The sequence below is a fragment of the Kocuria sp. SL71 genome (assembly GCF_026672465.1).
Taxonomy (GTDB): Bacteria; Actinomycetota; Actinomycetes; order Actinomycetales; family Micrococcaceae; genus Kocuria; species Kocuria palustris.
The window spans coordinates 1,520,437-1,536,640 of record NZ_JAPPRE010000001.1 but is presented as its reverse complement, the minus strand read 5'-3'; the positions used below and the strand labels follow the sequence as shown (position 1 = coordinate 1,536,640).

The 16,204-nt window shown below is 70.4% G+C and carries 15 protein-coding genes; 2 read left to right on the top strand and 13 right to left on the bottom strand.

Going from position 1 to position 16,204, the window contains the following annotated elements:
* Nucleotides 1-99: 99 nt before the first annotated feature.
* Together OVA15_RS06895 and OVA15_RS06890 are read right to left on the bottom strand one after the other, a co-directional pair.
* Nucleotides 100-867, bottom strand: a complete 768-nt coding sequence (locus OVA15_RS06895; protein WP_268143956.1) for a response regulator — start codon at nt 865-867, stop codon at nt 100-102.
* Nucleotides 864-2,213 carry a sensor histidine kinase gene (locus OVA15_RS06890; protein ID WP_268143954.1) on the bottom strand — a complete coding sequence of 450 codons (1,350 nt, stop codon included), beginning with the start codon at nt 2,211-2,213 and terminating at the stop codon, nt 864-866. Before OVA15_RS06890 ends, OVA15_RS06895 begins: the two co-directional genes overlap by 4 nt.
* Before the next feature lie 137 nt (nt 2,214-2,350).
* Between OVA15_RS06890 and OVA15_RS06885 the strand changes: the two genes are divergently transcribed.
* The gene (locus OVA15_RS06885; RefSeq protein WP_259871018.1) at nt 2,351-3,100 is read left to right on the top strand and encodes a GAP family protein; all 750 of its coding nucleotides are present in this window, start codon (nt 2,351-2,353) and stop codon (nt 3,098-3,100) included.
* Between the two features lie 12 nt (nt 3,101-3,112).
* Here OVA15_RS06885 and OVA15_RS06880 read toward each other — a convergent pair whose 3' ends face one another.
* The 3 genes from OVA15_RS06880 to OVA15_RS06870 form a co-directional block, all read right to left on the bottom strand.
* The gene (locus OVA15_RS06880; RefSeq protein WP_053447716.1) at nt 3,113-3,442 is read right to left on the bottom strand and encodes a branched-chain amino acid transporter permease; all 330 of its coding nucleotides are present in this window, start codon (nt 3,440-3,442) and stop codon (nt 3,113-3,115) included.
* Complete coding sequence (locus tag OVA15_RS06875) at nt 3,435-4,256, bottom strand: AzlC family ABC transporter permease (protein ID WP_061711383.1); 822 nt, start codon at nt 4,254-4,256, stop codon at nt 3,435-3,437. The genes OVA15_RS06880 and OVA15_RS06875 overlap by 8 nt, the downstream gene beginning before the upstream one ends.
* Before the next feature lie 132 nt (nt 4,257-4,388).
* Nucleotides 4,389-5,027 carry a Maf family protein gene (locus OVA15_RS06870; RefSeq protein ID WP_268143950.1) on the bottom strand — a complete coding sequence of 213 codons (639 nt, stop codon included), beginning with the start codon at nt 5,025-5,027 and terminating at the stop codon, nt 4,389-4,391.
* Nucleotides 5,028-5,330: 303 nt separating this feature from the next.
* Between OVA15_RS06870 and OVA15_RS06865 the strand changes: the two genes are divergently transcribed.
* On the top strand, nt 5,331-6,401 hold the full coding sequence (locus OVA15_RS06865; RefSeq protein ID WP_053447713.1) for a lipoate--protein ligase family protein: 1,071 nt from the start codon (nt 5,331-5,333) through the stop codon (nt 6,399-6,401).
* Between the two features lie 23 nt (nt 6,402-6,424).
* Here the strand turns inward: OVA15_RS06865 and OVA15_RS06860 are convergent, their stop codons facing one another.
* The 8 genes from OVA15_RS06860 to OVA15_RS06825 all read right to left on the bottom strand — a co-directional run bounded on the left by OVA15_RS06860 (nt 6,425) and on the right by OVA15_RS06825 (nt 16,070).
* The gene (locus OVA15_RS06860; RefSeq protein WP_268143947.1) at nt 6,425-6,850 is read right to left on the bottom strand and encodes a ChaB family protein; all 426 of its coding nucleotides are present in this window, start codon (nt 6,848-6,850) and stop codon (nt 6,425-6,427) included.
* A gap of 165 nt (nt 6,851-7,015) precedes the next feature.
* A complete protein-coding gene (gene adhP, locus OVA15_RS06855; RefSeq protein ID WP_082803362.1) occupies nt 7,016-8,050 on the bottom strand; it encodes an alcohol dehydrogenase AdhP in 1,035 nt (344 codons plus the stop codon).
* A 243-nt stretch (nt 8,051-8,293) separates the two neighbouring features.
* A complete protein-coding gene (locus tag OVA15_RS06850; protein ID WP_268143944.1) occupies nt 8,294-8,713 on the bottom strand; it encodes a DUF779 domain-containing protein in 420 nt (139 codons plus the stop codon).
* Nucleotides 8,713-10,236, bottom strand: coding sequence for an acetaldehyde dehydrogenase ExaC (gene exaC / locus OVA15_RS06845; RefSeq protein ID WP_268143943.1), 1,524 nt, complete (start codon nt 10,234-10,236; stop codon nt 8,713-8,715). Before exaC ends, OVA15_RS06850 begins: the two co-directional genes overlap by 1 nt.
* Nucleotides 10,237-10,699: 463 nt before the next feature.
* The gene (locus OVA15_RS06840; RefSeq protein WP_268143942.1) at nt 10,700-12,235 is read right to left on the bottom strand and encodes a dicarboxylate/amino acid:cation symporter; all 1,536 of its coding nucleotides are present in this window, start codon (nt 12,233-12,235) and stop codon (nt 10,700-10,702) included.
* Between the two features lie 204 nt (nt 12,236-12,439).
* The gene (locus OVA15_RS06835; protein WP_053447708.1) at nt 12,440-14,197 is read right to left on the bottom strand and encodes a DUF885 domain-containing protein; all 1,758 of its coding nucleotides are present in this window, start codon (nt 14,195-14,197) and stop codon (nt 12,440-12,442) included.
* A gap of 38 nt (nt 14,198-14,235) precedes the next feature.
* Entirely contained in the window at nt 14,236-14,490 is a 255-nt protein-coding gene (locus OVA15_RS06830) for an acyl-CoA carboxylase subunit epsilon (protein ID WP_053447707.1), read from the bottom strand.
* Nucleotides 14,487-16,070: an acyl-CoA carboxylase subunit beta gene (locus tag OVA15_RS06825; RefSeq protein ID WP_024290083.1), complete on the bottom strand. Its 1,584-nt coding sequence runs from the start codon at nt 16,068-16,070 to the stop codon at nt 14,487-14,489. Before OVA15_RS06825 ends, OVA15_RS06830 begins: the two co-directional genes overlap by 4 nt.
* Nucleotides 16,071-16,204 lie beyond the last annotated feature (134 nt).

Genomic DNA, 16,204 nt, shown 5'->3' with positions numbered 1-16,204 from the left:
CGACGGCACCGAGATCGCGCTCTGCACGGCTCGGGCGGGTCATCAGACTGCGTCAGCGGGGCTGTGCCGTTCGCACAACAAGGGACGGTCGCGGGGGCGTCATCCTTCGCCGTGACGGCCCCACCACAGCGCGGCCTGCACCCGCGAGGCGGCCCCCAGCTTGGCGAGCACGTGCGAGACGTGGGTCTTGACGGTCGACTCCGCCACGACGAGCCGCGCGGCGATCTGCTGATTGCTCAGCCCCTGGGCCAGCAGACGCAGGACCTCCCGCTCGCGTCCGGTCAGCGGTTCGGTGAAGCCCGATGCGCCCGACGCCGGCGGGGCAGCCCGCTGCTCAGACGCTGCCGTCCGAACCGACGACGCCTGCGCCGAGATCGGTGCGCTCGTGGCCTGCGTGTGCCCGGGAGGCCCCGCAAGCTGCGGATCTTCCGCCTGCCTTGATCCGTCCGGCTGGGCGATGGCCCTGTCGATCACGGTGCGCATCACCTCCGGCGACAGCGCCGCATCGCCTGCCGCCACGCGCTGCACTGCGGCGGCGATCTCGGACGGCTCGGCCGTCTTGACCAGGAAGCCGGCGGCCCCTGCACGCAGGGCGGCCAGCACGTAGTCGTCCAGGGCGAAAGACGTCAGCATGACGATCGCAGCGCCCGTGCCGCGCAGGGCCTCGATCACGGTGAGCCCGCTCGCCCCGGGCATGCGGACGTCGAGCAGCACGACATCCGGGCGGGCGCGCGCAGCGAGCTCGAGCGCATCCTGCGCCGTGCTCGCCTCGCCCACCACGCGGATCGGCGGCTGCGCGGTCTCCAGGATCAGGCGGACACCGGCGCGGATGGCGGCGTGGTCATCGGCCAGGACGACGGTGGTCACCGGACGGGCTCCTCTGCACGACGGTGAGGCTCCGTCGGTCCGGCCGCCATCTCCGACGATCCCGATGCGAGCGTGTGCGCGTCCCAGCACGCGCGCACGTGCCAGGTCCGCTCGTCGACCGGACCGGCTTCCAGCTTCCCGCCGGTCTCCCGAGCGCGTCGGAGCATCGAGGGCAGGCCGATCCCGGAGCCGTCGTCGGCCACGGCATGGTCGGCCAGGGGCGAGCGGATCTCCAGCACGACGCGGCCGTCGTCGTCCGTCAGCAGGAGCGACGCAGGGCCCGGTCCGGCGTGCTTGAGCACGTTCGTGACCGCCTCCTGGCCGATGCGCAGCGCCTGCCCGCTGAGCCCGGCGGCGTCGAGTCGTGCCGCTGCTGCGGGATGGACGACGATCGTGGCCTCCGGTCGCAGGGCGCGCAGCCGAGCGCTGAGCCCATCCCAGGAAGCGCTGTCGTCATCGGCGGGCTCATCCGTGCGCAGGACGTCGATGAGCCGCCGCATGTCGGCCATGGCCTCCACTGCGCTGGTGCGCACGACCTCGAGGGAGCGCTCCAGCGCCGCGGGGTCCTGGCGCAGGGCCGAGCTCGATCGCAGCGCGCCGGTCTGCAGGGCGACGGCCGATAGGTGCCCGGTCACCCCGTCGTGCAGCTCCTGGGCCAGGTGCGTGCGCTGCTCCTGGAGGCGCAGCGCGGCGCGCGCTTGCTCGAGCTCCAGCTGACGAGCGGCCGTCTCCCGCTCCGCCTCCGCCGCCCGCTCGGCCTGGGCTCGGGCCTCCTGATGACCGCGGACCTCTCCGGCCCACAGCAGCGGCAGGATCAGCACGACGCCGGCCATCACGGCCAGCTGCGTCCACAGCTCACGGTGCTCGGGCAGGGCCAGTGCGGCCAGAAGAGCTGCGGCCGTCGCGCCCAGGCACAGGATGCACGTGAGTCGATGGAGGCGACGTGAGCCGTAGCGGACAGCGGTGAAGATCGCTTCGAAGAGCAGCAGGGCGGAGACAGGGCCGGCGTCGAGGCCGACCGACGCGGCTGCAGCCGGGGCGGTGACCAGCAGGACGACCCATGCTCTGGTCGTGCGCAGGACCAGAGCGGCGGCCGCCGTGAGCTGGAGTGCGAGCCCCGTCCAGCCGGGCACGGGCATGCCGAGCACGCGGGTGGCGGGTTCGAAAGGCAGCAGAAGCTGCGCCAGGACGGCGAGCAGTGCATACGCGCAGGCGACCGCGACGTCGCGTCGACGCACAGCCAGGCCCGCAGGCCGGGACGTGCTCCTTGCGGCTGTCTGATGCTCGGGCGGCGGCTCAGCTCCTGGCTCGAGCCACTCCGCGGTGCGGGGCTCGGCGGTGGTCATGGCGCTCACGCTATACGAGCGCCGCGCGCCGCAGGGATGTCGTGGTGAGATCTCCCCCGAAAGTCCAGGCGCCCCGCGTGGAAGATGCCCCCGACGGCCGATGCCCGCACACGGCCGTGCTCGCGAGGCTGGTTGCCATGGATGCGATGCGAGAGCTCACGGCGATCAGCAGCGGCGACCAGATGCTGCTCACCGGGCTGGCCCTGCTGGATGCCACCAGCATGGGGACCCTGGCCCTGCCAGCGGTCCTGCTGCTGATGAGCGGCAGATCGCGAGGCGTCAGCGCGCGGGGGATCGCGCTGCGGGTGCTGGCCTATCTGGCGGTCATCGCCGTCTTCTACTGGATGCTGGGACTCGTCCTGCTGGCGGGGCTCCAGGCGGCGCTGGCTCCGCTCGGACAGCTGCTCGAGCAGCGCCCCGGGGCGCTGGTCCTGGTGGTGCTCGGCGCAGGACTGGCGTGGCTGAGCTGGTGGCTGGATCCGGAGCAGGTGCGCAAGCGCGGGGGCGACCCCCAGGCCTCCATGAGGCGGTGGATCGACCGGGCCGATCGCGTGGCCGGAAGCTGGCGCGGAGTGGGCCTGCTGGCCATGGCGGCCGGGCTGGTCGAGGCCGCCACCATGATCCCGTATCTCGCGGCGATGGCTGGGATCGGGCGCTACGACCTGGGGCCGGTGGCCTCGGGGATCGTGCTGGGGCTGTACTGCGCGGTCATGGTGCTGCCGGCGGCACTGCTCGCGCTGGGACGACTGGCCCTGGGGGAGCGGGTGAGCCGTGGGGTGTCGTCGGTGCGGGAGCTGGCGGTGCGCACCGCACCGGATGCCGCGGCCTGGGGGCTGGGGATCGTCGGCGTGATCCTGCTGGTGCGCGGTGTGGGGCAGCTGTGGTGAGCCGGGCCGGCCTCAGGCCTGCCACAGTGACGCCAGCACCACGTGGGTGACCGTGCCGACCAGCAGGGACAGGATCATGTTCCCGCGCCATAGGTGCAGTCCGATGGTCACCGCCAGCGCGATCGCCGCCGGGACGGAGACGCTCGGCGAGACCAGGTCCAGGTCCTCGAGGGTGTAGATCACCAGGATGATCATCACCCCCACGCCCAGCCGGTCGCCGATGTAGGGCAGCAGCCGGGACTCCTGCAGCGGGGCCAGCACGGCGAACGGCAGCGCCCGCAGGGCCCAGGTGATGCCCGCGGCCACGCCCACGGCGGCCAGGATGTAGCTCGGCTCAGACATCTCGCGGCTCCTGCCCGGCCGTCGTGCCGTCGTCGGGATCGACCACGTCCAGCTCGCCCGTGCGCGGCAGCTCCCGCCCGCGAGCACGGCTGATGAGGTAGCCGATGATCAGCACGAGGACGTAGGCGCCCATGGCAGGGGCCAGCATGTTCGCACCGAACAGCGCGGCGCTGACCAGCCCGATGCCCACCGCGATCACAGGCTGGGGGAGGGACCGGCGGGCCTTGTAGGCGTCGATCGCCAGGACGACGAACAGCGCCGTCATCGCGAAGTCCAGCCCCTTGATCCACGGCGGGATCAGCGAGCCCAGCAGAGCGCCGGCGGTCGAGCTCGCGACCCAGAACAGCTGGAAGGTCCCCTCCAGCGTCAGGATGCGCGTGCCGGACCAGCGCTGCGCTTCGCGACCGGAGGTGAGGGCGAAGGCCTCATCGGTCAGGGCGAAGGTGCCGTAGGTCTTCCCGGGGATGCTGCGGATGCGGTGCAGGGGGAATGTCAGCGCGTAGAACGCGTGGCGGAAGTTGACGATCAGCGCGGTCAGCGCGATCTGGACCAGCGGGGCTCCTGCGGCCAGCAGCCCGGCGAGCAGGAACTCTATCGAGCCGGCGAACACGATTCCAGACAGCAGCGGCGCGACCCACCAGGGCAGGCCGTACTGGATGACCAGCACGCCGAAGGCCAGCCCCACGGGGATCACCGCCGCCCCGGCAGGCAGACCCGTCAGCCAGCCGAGGCGCAGCTGCTCGCGGATGCCGTCGGTCCGTGCACCGGCATGCGGGTCGGGCGGCTGTTCCGAAGCGCCGCGGGAGGAGGTCATCAGGAGAGTCTAGCCGTGGGCAGACCACGACGACCGCCTCCCGGGAGCCGGTCCGATGCAGGGGCTGGAGCGCTCGCGGCCGTGCCCTCGACGCAGCGGTGCGCTTGGTGCGATCGTCGGCCGTGCCGCGGCTCAGGCCTCGCGCCCCCACAGCCGCCGCACCGGGACGCCGGCTCGTCCAGCCAGCTGCCGCAGGGTGTTGATCGACAGCCCGATCACCGCGTGCAGATCCCCGTCGACGCGCTCGATGAAGGCCGCGCCGTACCCGTCCAGGGTGAAGGATCCGGCCACCCACAGGGGCTCCTCGGTGTCCACGTAGGCGGCGATCTCGTCGTCGGTCATCGCCGCGAAGGTCACATCCGCCCCGGCCAGGGCGCCTTCGCTGAGCCCGGTGCCGCCGTCGTCGGGGCTGCGGGTGTCGATCAGCCAGTGACCGGTGTGCAGGTGCCCTGTGCGTCCCCGCATCTGCCCGATGCGCTCGCGGGCGACCGTTGCGGTGTACGGCTTGCCCAGGGGCTGGCCGTCGAGCTCGAAGACCGAGTCGCAGCCGATGACCAGCCGCCCGGCCGCCTGGGGGAGAGCGGCGACGGCCTCGCACTTGGCGCGCGCCAGAGCCAGCGCGATCTCCGACGGCTCGGTGAGTCCGGCCTCGGACACGACGGCGTCCTCGTCCACCTCGGAGCCGAGCTGGTCGAAGACGATGCCGGAATCGCGCAGCAGCTTGGCGCGCGACGGCGAGGTGGAGGCCAGCAGCAGGATCGGGTCGGTCATGGTCCCCACTGTAGGAGGCTCTGGGAAGGTGCTTTCCCGTGCGTCGGCGTGAGCGGTCGCGGTCGACCCGCATCGCCGATGCCGAACTCACGCTTCCCTGCACGATTCCCGCCGAACTCACGCTTCCCTGCGCCGATTGGCCCGAATGGCGCGGGTGGGCGTCGACTCGGCACGGATCCTGCAGGGAGGCGTCAGTTCGGCGGGTGGCGAAGATCCCTGGCGAGGAAGACCTCCCTGGGCCAGGCTGGCAGCACACGTCGAGGGCCCGGAGACTCGAGCGGGCTCGGAGAGGCAGGTTCAGTCATGCACGGTGAGTACAAGGTCCGCGGCGGGAAGCTCGTCGTGGTCGATCTGGAGGTCGACGGCGACGGAGACGACGCGGTCTTCCGCGACGCCGTGGTCTCGGGCGACTTCTTCCTGGAGCCCGACGACGCCCTCGAGGACCTCACCGATGCGCTGAACGGGCTGACCGCGTCGTCGTCGGTGGCCGAGATCGCCGCGGCGATCCAGGCGGCGCTGGACCGGCGCGACGGCGGCGTCGAGCTGATCGGCTTCACGACCGAGGCCGTGGGGATCGCCGCCCGGCGCGCGGTGGGCGCGGCGGTGTCCTGGGACGATCTCGACATCGAGGTCATCGGCATGAAGACCCTGCCGCCGGCCGAGCACGTGGCGCTGGATCAGGTCTTGTCGGAGGAGCTCGCCGCCGGCCGTCGCGGTCCGGTGCTGCGCTTCTGGGACTGGAACGACGCCCTGGTGGTCATCGGCTCGTATCAGTCGGTGCGCAACGAGATCGATTCCGAGGCGGCTCGTGAGCTGGAGGTGGGCGTCACTCGGCGCATCACCGGAGGCGGCGCCATGTTCATGGAGCCCGGCAACTGCGTCACCTACTCGCTGATCGTGCCCGCCAGCCTGGTCGAGGGCCTGAGCAACGAGCGTGCCTACGCCTTCCTGGACGAGTGGGTGCTCGGGGCGCTGCAGGAGATCGGCGTGGAGGCGCACTACGTCCCGCTCAACGACATCGCCACCCCGCAGGGCAAGATCGGCGGGGCGGCCCAGCGCCGGTTCGCTGACGGCACCCTGCTGCACCACGTGACCATGAGCTACGACATCGACGCCGACAAGATGCTGCAGGTCCTGCGCATCGGGCGCGAGAAGCTCTCCGACAAGGGGATCAAGTCCGCCAAGAAGCGCGTGGACCCCATGCGCAGCCAGACCGGCATGGCGCGGGCGGACATCATCGAGTCCTTCCGCTCCTACTTCCTGTCGCACTACCGCTCGCACGAGGGCGACTACACCGACCAGGAGCTCGCCCGTGCGAAGGAGCTCGTGGACGAGAAGTTCGGCACCGACGAGTGGACGCTGCGGGTCCCGTGATGCCCTGACCCGGCGACCGGGATTCAGTCTTCGCGGGCCTGGGCGGTCTTGCGGTCGTTCGCCTTCCGGATGGCCTCGATGAGATCGTCCTTGGTCATCTCCGACCGGCCCTCGATCTCCAGGCGCTGGGCGACCTCGTAGAGGTGGTCCTTCGTGGCGTTGGCATCCACGCCGCCTGCAGACTCGCCGCCGGTGCGCCCGCCGTGCTCGGAGCGCTCGTCCGACGGGCCGTTCTCGTCCTTGGGCTCCCAGTGGTCGCCGACCTTCTCATGGGTGCGCTTCACCGCAGCCCAGGCGGTCTGGTGCGCGCGGGCTCCGGAGCCGTACTCCTCGCGCGCGTTCTCGAGGGCTGCGGCGTAGGTGTCCTGCGCCTTCTGATCGGAGCGCTCGAGCGTGGAGGGGATCTCCTCGCGCTCGGCGGGCTTGTCGGAACTGCTGGTCGGGCTCACGGCTGCCTCCTTGAGGGTCGTTCATCAGCAAGCATAGGAACTCGGACGCGACAGCACGACGGTTCCGGGCGACGTCGCCCAGGCACGACGACGCCCCCGTGCCGGCCCGGGGAGGATCGAGGCGCGGAGGCGTCGTCGGGGAGTCTGCGGTGAACGGATGCCGACTCAGTACTCGAGCACCACGCGGCCCTCGATCTTCCCGTGGTCCATCTCGTCCAGGACCTCGTTGATCTCGTTCAGCGGGCGCTTGCTGAACGTCGGGTGGATCAGACCGCGGGAGTAGAACTCCAGGGCCTCCTCCATGTCCCTGCGGGTGCCGACGATCGAGCCGCGGATGGTCAGCCCCTTGAGCACGATGTCGAAGATCGGGGCCGGGAAGTCGCCTGGCGGCAGGCCGTTGAACACGATGGTCCCGCCGCGGCGGACCATGCCGATGGCCTGGCCGAAGGCATCCGGGTGCACCGCCGTCACCAGGACTCCGTGAGCTCCGCCGACGGCCTCCTGGATGGCCTCGGCGGGGTCCGGGCCCATGGCGTTGATGGTGATCTCGGCGCCGTGGCGCTCGGCGAGGGCGAGCTTGTCATCGGCGACGTCGACCGCGATCACGCGCATGCCCATGGCCACCGCGTACTGCACGGCGATATGGCCCAGGCCGCCGACTCCGGAGATCACGACCCACTGGCCGGGGCGCACCCCCGTCACCTTGAGCCCCTTGTAGACCGTGACACCGGCGCACAGCACCGGGGCGATCTCGAAGGGATCGGCTCCCTCCGGGATCAGCGGGCAGTAGCGGGCGTCCACGAGCATGTACTGCCCGAAGGAGCCGTTCATGCTGTAGCCGCCGTTGACCTGGTTCTCGCACAGCGTCTCCCAGCCCTCCTGGCAGTGCTGGCATTCCCCGCACGCGCTCCACAGCCAGGCATTGCCCACGAGGTCGCCGACGGACACGCGGGTGACGCCCTCGCCGACGGCGACGACCTCGCCCACGCCCTCGTGGCCCGGGACGAAGGGCGGCTCGGGCTTGACGGGCCAGTCGCCGTGCGCGGCGTGCAGGTCCGTGTGGCAGACGCCGGAGGCGATCAGCCGTACGAGGGCCTGGTCGCGCCCCGGCTCGGGCAGGGGCAGGTCCTCGATCTCGAGGTCCTCGCCGAAGGCGGTCACGACCGCAGCGGACATCTTCTCGGTGGTGGAATCCGTCATGATCCTTCAGATCCTCTCGGTGCTGGCCCCAGGCCGCCCATCGGTCTCGGAGCCCTCTCATGTGCGACGACGGCGCCGCCGCGGCTTTCGCAGGTCTCGATGCCCGCGGTCGTCTTCTTGGTATCGGTCTTGGTGTGGGTGACGGGGGAGGGCGACCGTCGGGTCGACGCTTCCGTGCACCGGATCGGTTCATCAGGTCCACGGAACCGTCGATCCGACGCCGCCCTGGGGCTGCGCAGCCCCTCAGACCGCGCAGAGGTCGCTTCGGGTGAGGAAGCGCCGGCCCAGCGGCGCCTCGAGCGAGAACCCGGAGCCGCGCCCGGGCACCGCGTCGATGAGCAGCCGAGTGTGCTTCCACGCCCCGAACTGCTCGCGCGAGATCCACAGCTCCAGCTCGCCGAGCTCCTCCCCGGAGGGGTCGTCGAGCGTTGCGGTGCCCAGCAGGACGTCCGCGTCTCCCGTGCGGAACTCGCCGACCGGGAAGCACATGGGAGCGGAGCCGTCGCAGCACCCGCCGGACTGGTGGAGCATCAGCGGGCCGTGGACCGCCCACAGCTCCCGCAGCAGCTCGACTGCGGCCTGGGTGTAGCCCACGCGCGCGACGTCGTCCTCCGGTCCGGGTCGTGCCTGCAGGGCGACGTCCGGCTCGTCCTGCGCGCCCATCAGAAGAAGCCCTGCGCCTTCTCGGAGTACGAGACCAGCATGTTCTTGGTCTGCTGATAGTGATCCAGCATCATCAGGTGGTTCTCCCGCCCGATGCCCGAGGATTTGTACCCGCCGAAGGCCGAGTGCGCCGGGTAGTTGTGGTACTGGTTCACCCACACGCGACCGGCCTGGATGGCCCGGCCTGCGCGGTAGCAGGTGTTGGCGCTGCGCGCCCAGACGCCGGCGCCCAGCCCGTAGAGGGTGTCGTTGGCGATCGAGATGGCGTCGTCGTAGTCCTGGAACGACGTCAGCGACAGCACCGGCCCGAAGATCTCCTCCTGGAAGATCCGCATGTCGTTGGTGCCGGCGAAGATCGTGGGCTTCACGTAGTAACCGCCGGCCAGGTCGCCGGGCAGCTCCAGGCGCTCGCCTCCGGTGAGCACCTCAGCGCCCTCCTTCTTGCCGATGTCCAGGTAGGAGACGATCTTCTCGAGCTGATCGGTCGAGGCCTGCGCTCCCACCATGGTGTCGGTGTCCAGCGGGTCGCCTTGCACCATCTTCTGGACCCGCTCCACGCCGGCGGCCACGAAGTCGTCGTAGATGGACTTCTGCACGAGCGCGCGCGACGGGCAGGTGCAGACCTCGCCCTGATTCAGCCCGAAGAACGCGAAGCCCTCCAGGGCCTTGTCGTAGAACCCGTCCTTCTCCTGGGCGATGTCCTCGAAGAAGATGTTCGGCGACTTGCCGCCCAGCTCCAGGGTCACCGGGATGATGTTCTCGGAGGCGTACTGCATGATCAGCCGGCCGGTGGTGGTCTCTCCGGTGAACGCGATCTTGCGGATCCGCGGGTTCGACGCCAGCGGCTTGCCGCACTCCACGCCGAAGCCGTTGACGATGTTGATGACGCCGTCCGGCACGAGGTCCTGGATCAGCTCCATCACGACCAGCAGCGAGACCGGGGTCTGCTCGGCGGGCTTGAGGACCACGCAGTTGCCGGCGGCCAGGGCCGGAGCCAGCTTCCACACGCCCATGAGGATGGGGAAGTTCCAGGGGATGATCTGGCCCACGACGCCCAGCGGCTCATGGAAGTGGTAGGCGACCGTGTCCTCGTCGAGCTGGGACAGCGAGCCCTCCTGCGCCCGGATCGCGCCGGCGAAGTAGCGGAAGTGGTCGATGGCCAGCGGGATGTCGGCGTTGAGGCACTCGCGCACCGGCTTGCCGTTGTCCCAGGTCTCCGCCACGGCGATCTTCTCGAGGTTCTCCTCCATGCGGTCCGCGATGCGGTTGAGCATCAGAGCGCGCTGGGTCGGGGTGGAGGCGTTCCAGGACGGGGCGGCGGCCCAGGCGGCGTCGAGCGCGGCCTCGATGTCCTCAGCGGTGCCGCGGCCGACCTCCGCGAAGGCCTTGCCGGTCACCGGGGTGATGTCCTCGAAGTACTGGCCCTTGACCGGCGGGGTCCACTTCCCGCCGATGAAGTGCTCGTAGCGGGACTTGAACTCGACCTTGGCATCGGGCTGTCCGGGGTGGGCGTAGACCGTCATGGGAGGCTCCTTCGACTCTCGCGGTGGGCTGCGCGACGACGAGGCATCGCCAATGTGATCTGCAGCACATTTCTACACTGTAGATCCCGAGCCGACGGGTCGCCAGGGCATGACGCAGGTTCGGAGTCAGTTGCCTGGCTGTGACGGGAGCGGGCCTGGTCACGAGGCGGAGCCGGCGTCAGATCTGCGGTGCACGGCGCTCGGCGGACTGACCTGCCCAGCTCCCTGCGCCGAGATCGCGCTGAAATGCACCGACCTCTCCGAGATCCCGCTTCCGTGCGCGGATTCCGCGATTCAGCGCATGGAAGCGAGATCTCGGCGCCACGCGTGCACGGAAGCGGGATCTCGACGAGCGTGGACATGCGACGACGGCGGGCATCTCCTGCAGAAGGAGATGCCCGCCGTCGTCGTCCGGCAGGGGGTTCCCGGAAGCGGTGAGCCTCGGCGAGTCCCGGAAGGGGAGTCAGGCCCGCGAGGCCCGACCGGAGCCGTGTGCCGCGGCCGAATCGGGGGCGGTGGCCCGGTGTGCGGAGGCCTCCTCGTCGGGGACGCGGGCCTCGGCATCGCCGGGCTGGCCCGAGGCTGCGACGGCCTGCTGCGAGGAGGTCGTCTCCTCGACGAACGGGTCGCCGCCGCTGCGGGGGGCGTCGTAGAGCCCGCGGTCCAGAATGCCCTCGCGCTTGGCGACGATCGCGGCCACGACCGTCTGACCTGCCACGTTGGTGGCGGTGCGGCCCATGTCGATGATCGGCTCGATCGCCAGCAGCAGACCCACTCCGGCCAGCGGAAGGCCCAGGGTGGACAGCGTCAGGGTCAGCATGACCGTCGCGCCCGTGGTCCCGGCGGTGGCCGCCGAGCCCAGCACGGAGACCAGCGCGATCAGCACGAAGTGGATGGGCTCCAGGGGGACGTCGTAGAACTGCGCCACGAAGATCGCCGCCAGTGCGGGGTAGACCGCCGCGCAGCCGTCCATCTTGGTGGTGGCGCCCAGCGGGATCGCGAACGACGCGTAGCTGGAGGGCACTCCCAGGTTGCGCTCGCTCACGCGCTGCGTCAGCGGCATGGTGCCCAGCGATGAGCGCGAGACGAAGCCCATCTGGATGGCGGGCCAGGCGCCGGAGAGCCACTGCCGGATGCTCAGCCCGTTCAGGCGCATGAGCAGCGGGTAGACGCCGAACAGCACGAGGGCCAGGCCCACGTAGAGGGTCACGACGAACACGGCCAGCGAGCCCATGGAGGTCCAGCCGTACTCGAAGACGGCGCGTCCGATCAGGCCCAGCGTGCCGATCGGAGCCAGGCGGATGATCCACCACAGCACCTTCTGCACGATCGCCAGCAGCGAGCGGATGACGTCCAGGAAGGGCTTGGCCGGCTCGCCGACCTTCAGCGCGGCGATGCCCACGACCATGGAGATCACCAGGATCTGCAGGATGTTGAAGCTGGCGGCGGCGTCGATCGCTCCGGAGTCGGTGAGCTCGGCGTCCACGCCCAGGCCCAGGAAGTTCACCGGCACGATCGACTGCAGGAAGCCCAGCCAGGAGCCCTCGGTGCCGGAGTAGGGCTCGGTGGGAGCCTCGATCGACTGGTTCGACCCGGGCTGGACGACGACGCCCAGGACCATGCCGATCACCACGGAGATCAGCGCGGTGATGCAGAACCACAGCAGGGTCTTCCACGCCAGGCGGGCGGCGTTGGTGACCTGATCCAGGTTGGCGATCGAGGCGATCACGGCCGTGACCACCAGCGGCACCACGGCCGCCTTGAGGATCGTGACGTAGGTGCTGCCGATGATGTCGAGCACCGACATCAGGGCGTTCGGCGAGGTCTCGGGATCGCCGCCGATGGCTCGGGCGATCAGGCCCAGGATCAGACCCAGGACCAGGGCCGCGATGACCTGGAAGGAGAAGTTGGACAGGAGGGCGGGGAGACGACGACGGGATCCGTCGTGCTCGGGCGCGCTGGCGGTGCGGGACTCTGCCGCGGAGGACGAGGTGGACATGCGTGAAAGGCTAGGACGCTCGATGCAAGTCGCGCGAGGGAATATGACAGTCTGTTACGCGAAATCCCGGTGATGTTCCCCACCGACTCCCAGGGGAACACCAGCTCCGCGCGGTGCGTTGACCTCGCGCCTCATCTGCCGTGCCTGCGTGCGCGACGTCGCGCTATCCGTGCACGGAGGCACGTCGGCGCGACGGGGTACGGCCTACAGGCTCAGCGCGTAGTCCAGGGTGTCCAGACCCACGGAGCCGATGCCCAGGGCGCGGGAGTGGAAGCGGGCGAGATCGAAGTCCGCACCGGCCTGGGCGGCCGCATGGTGGCGCGAGCGCTCCCAGGCCTCCATCCCCAGCGAGTACGACGGCGCCTGACCCGGCCAGCCCATGTAGCGCATCCACTCGAAGCGCAGGCTGTCCGGGTCCATCACGATGTTGCGGCGCAGGAACGCCCAGCCGTCTTCCGGCGTCCAGGCCCGGCCCGGCTCGGCTCCGCCCAGGATGTCGCCGAGGCGCCCCGGGATCCTGAACCCGCAGTGGAAGCCGATGTCGAAGACGACGCGGGCCGCGCGCATCCGCTGAGCATTGAGCATGCCCATGCGGTCGCCGTCGTCCTCGAAGAACCCCAGCTCGGACATCAGGCGCTCCGCGTACAGCGCCCAGCCCTCGCCGTGCCCGGAGACCCACAGTCCGAGCCGGCGCCACAGGTTGAGCTCCTGCGCGTGGGCGACCACGTGCGAGAACTGCAGATGATGCCCGGGGACGCCCTCGTGGTAGACGGTCGTGCGCTCGCCCCAGGTGCGGAACACCTCCTTGCCCTCCGGCACCGACCACCACATCCGCCCGGGACGGCGGAAGTCGGCCGAGGGCGGCGTGTAGTAGATGCCGCCGTCGGAGGTGGGTGCGATCCGGCACTCGAGACGGCGCATCTCGTCGCTGATCTCGAAGTGGCTTCCGGACAGGGCGTCCATGGCGTGGGTGCTCACGCCCTGCATCCAGGTCAGCAGCTGGTGGCGGCCGTGCAGCTGGCGGTGGGGATCCTCGTCCAGGGCGTCCATGGCCGCCTGGATCCGGTCGTCGCCGGCGTGGTCCGGGAGGATCCGCTCGGCGGTCGCGCTCATCTCGGCCACGATGCGCTGCAGCAGGTCGATGCCCCACTCGTAGGTCTGGGCCAGATCGGGGCTCAGTCCCGTGAACTGCCGCAGGCGCAGCCGGTACTCCTCGAGTCCGACCGCCATCTCCTCGGGCGCCTCGCGGCTCAGCTCGCGCAGCTCGTCGGCGAAGCGCACGTAGGCCTGACGGGCCCGATCGACGCCCGAGTAGACGCTGCGTCGAAGCTCGGGGGGCAGCTGGGTCACCCGGGAGGAGCGGGACAGGTTCATGAAGGACCCGTTCGCGGAGGCATAGCCGTCGGCCAGCGAAGCGGCGTTGGCCAGCTGTGCCGCGGCGGTGACCGGCCCGTGGGCCTGCTGATGGCGTGCTGCGACGATCGCGGAGTCCACAGCCTCGGGCACGCAGCGCAGCTGATGCTCGATGACCTCCCAGTCCTGCTCCGTGTACTTGGGCAGGTTGTCGAAGGCCTCGCGGATCTTCTGCACGGGGGAGGAGATGTTGTTGATGCGCGATCCGTCCAGCCCGGCCTCGTGCAGGCGGGTCTCCAGGCTCAGCTGCGAGTCCAAGGCGTGGGCGGTCACGCGGTCGACGTCGTCGACGGGTTCGGTGCGCGCCAGTGCGGCGGCCGCCGCGCGGGTGACGTCGAACTCCGCCGACAGGCCCTCGGGGCTCACGTCGCGGTAGCCCCAGCCGTGGTCGGGGGCGCCCAGCTCGATGGCCCACGCGGGATTCAGCCGCAGCTTGGAGCGGAAGTACTCCTCGGCCACGGCGTCCAGCGGCGTGGGGCGGCGACGCGGCTGCTGCGCTGCCTCCTGCTCGTGGTGCGAGGACGCGGAGTCGGAGGATGCGGAAGCCATGGGCCGAGTCTAGGCCGCGGTGCGCAACGGCCCCGACGTCACCGGAACGGCAGGGTGCGCCGCCAGGCCCCGCGGCCGGGGCGCAGCCGCAGGCCGAGGCGGGCCCGGCGGTTCTGGGCGCGTCGTCCAGCGGTGCCGCCGGCGGCCGTCTCTGTCTCCGCGGTGGCGGAGAGCACCACGGCGGTGACCGCCGCGACCTCCTCCGGGGTGGGGTTCCCGCCCACGAACTTCAGCATGGGAGCCTGCTGCTCGTCCTGCCCGGTGCCCAGGGCGTCCGTCTGCTCGGCGCTCACAGCGGGATGTTCCCGTGCTTCTTCGCGGGCGTGGAGGCGCGCTTGTCGCGCAGGCCGCGCAGGCCGCGCACGATGTTCTCGCGAGTCTCGGACGGGGCGATCACCGCGTCCACGTAGCCGAGCTGCGTGGCCTGGTACGGGTTGAGCAGGTGCTCCTCGTACTGGGTGATCAGCTCCTGGCGCTTGGCCTCGACGTCCTCGCCGGCCTCTGCGGCGGCCTTGAGGTCGCGGCGGTAGAGGATCTCCACGGCTCCGGAAGCGCCCATGACCCCGATCTGGGCCGTGGGCCAGGCCAGGTTGATGTCCGCACCGAGCTTCTTGGAGCCCATCACGATGTACGCGCCGCCGTAGGCCTTGCGCGTGATCACGGTGATCAGCGGGACCGTGGCCTCGGCGTAGGCGTAGAGAAGCTTGGCCCCGCGGCGGATGATGCCGTTGAACTCCTGGTCCGTGCCGGGCAGGAAGCCGGGGACGTCCACGAGCGTGAGGATCGGGATGTTGAAGGCATCGCAGTGGCGCACGAACCGCGCGGCCTTCTCCGAGGCGGCGATATCCAGGGTGCCGGCGAACTGCATAGGCTGATTCGCCACGATGCCGATCGTGTGGCCCTCCACGCGGGCGTAGCCGATCATCACCGACGGCGCGTAGAGCTCCTGCATCTCCAGGAAGTGCCCGTCGTCGACGACGGCGGCGATGACGTCGCGCATGTCGTACGGCTGGTTCGCGGAGTCCGGGATCAGCTCGTCGAGTGCGAGGTCGTCCTCGGTCGGATCGGGGCCCTGGTCGTGCTCGAGCAGCGGCGCCTCGGCGAGGTTGTTCGAGGGCAGGAACTCGAGCAGCTCCCGGAGGAAGTCCAGGGCGTCGGACTCGTCCTCGGCCAGATAGGTGGCGGTGCCGGTGACCTCGTTGTGCTGGCGGGCCCCGCCCAGGGTCTCCATGTCCACCTCCTCGCCGGTGACCGTCTTGATGACGTCCGGGCCGGTGATGAACATGTGGGAGGTCTGGTCGACCATGATGATGTAGTCGGTCAGGGCGGGGGAGTAGGCCGCACCGCCGGCGCACGGACCCATGATCAGCGAGATCTGGGGGATGACCCCCGAGGCCCGCACGTTCATGTTGAAGATGTCGGCGAACATGGCCAGCGACGCCACGCCCTCCTGGATGCGGGCGCCGCCGCCGTCGTTGATGCCGATCAGCGGGCAGCCGTTCCTCAGCGCGAACTTCTGCGCCTTGACGATCTTCTCGCCGTTGGCCTCCGACAGGGACCCGCCCAGCACCGTGAAGTCCTGCGAGTAGACGACCACCTGTCGGCCGTCGACGGTGCCGTAGCCGGTCACCACACCGTCGCCGGCGAACTTCTTGGACTCCATGCCGAACGCGGTGCTGCGGTGCTCCCGCAGGGCGTCGAACTCCACGAACGAGCCCGGATCCAGCAGCTGGTCCACGCGCTCGCGCGCAGTGCCCTTGCCGCGGGAGCGCTGTCGCTCGAGGGCGGCCTCTCCGGCCGGGGCGTACGAGCGCTCTCGGCGCTCGCGGAAGTCGGCGATCTTGCCCGCCGTCGTGGACAGGTCGTGGGTCATGGCACCTCAGAGCTCATACGGGGCGCTCGGGCGCCGTGCTGGCCGATCGGCCAGTGCGGCGGGAGCATGCGGGCGGTGGGATGCAGGCCAGTCTAGGGAGCGCCTGCGAGCAGACCCGTTGTGGGGGATCTACA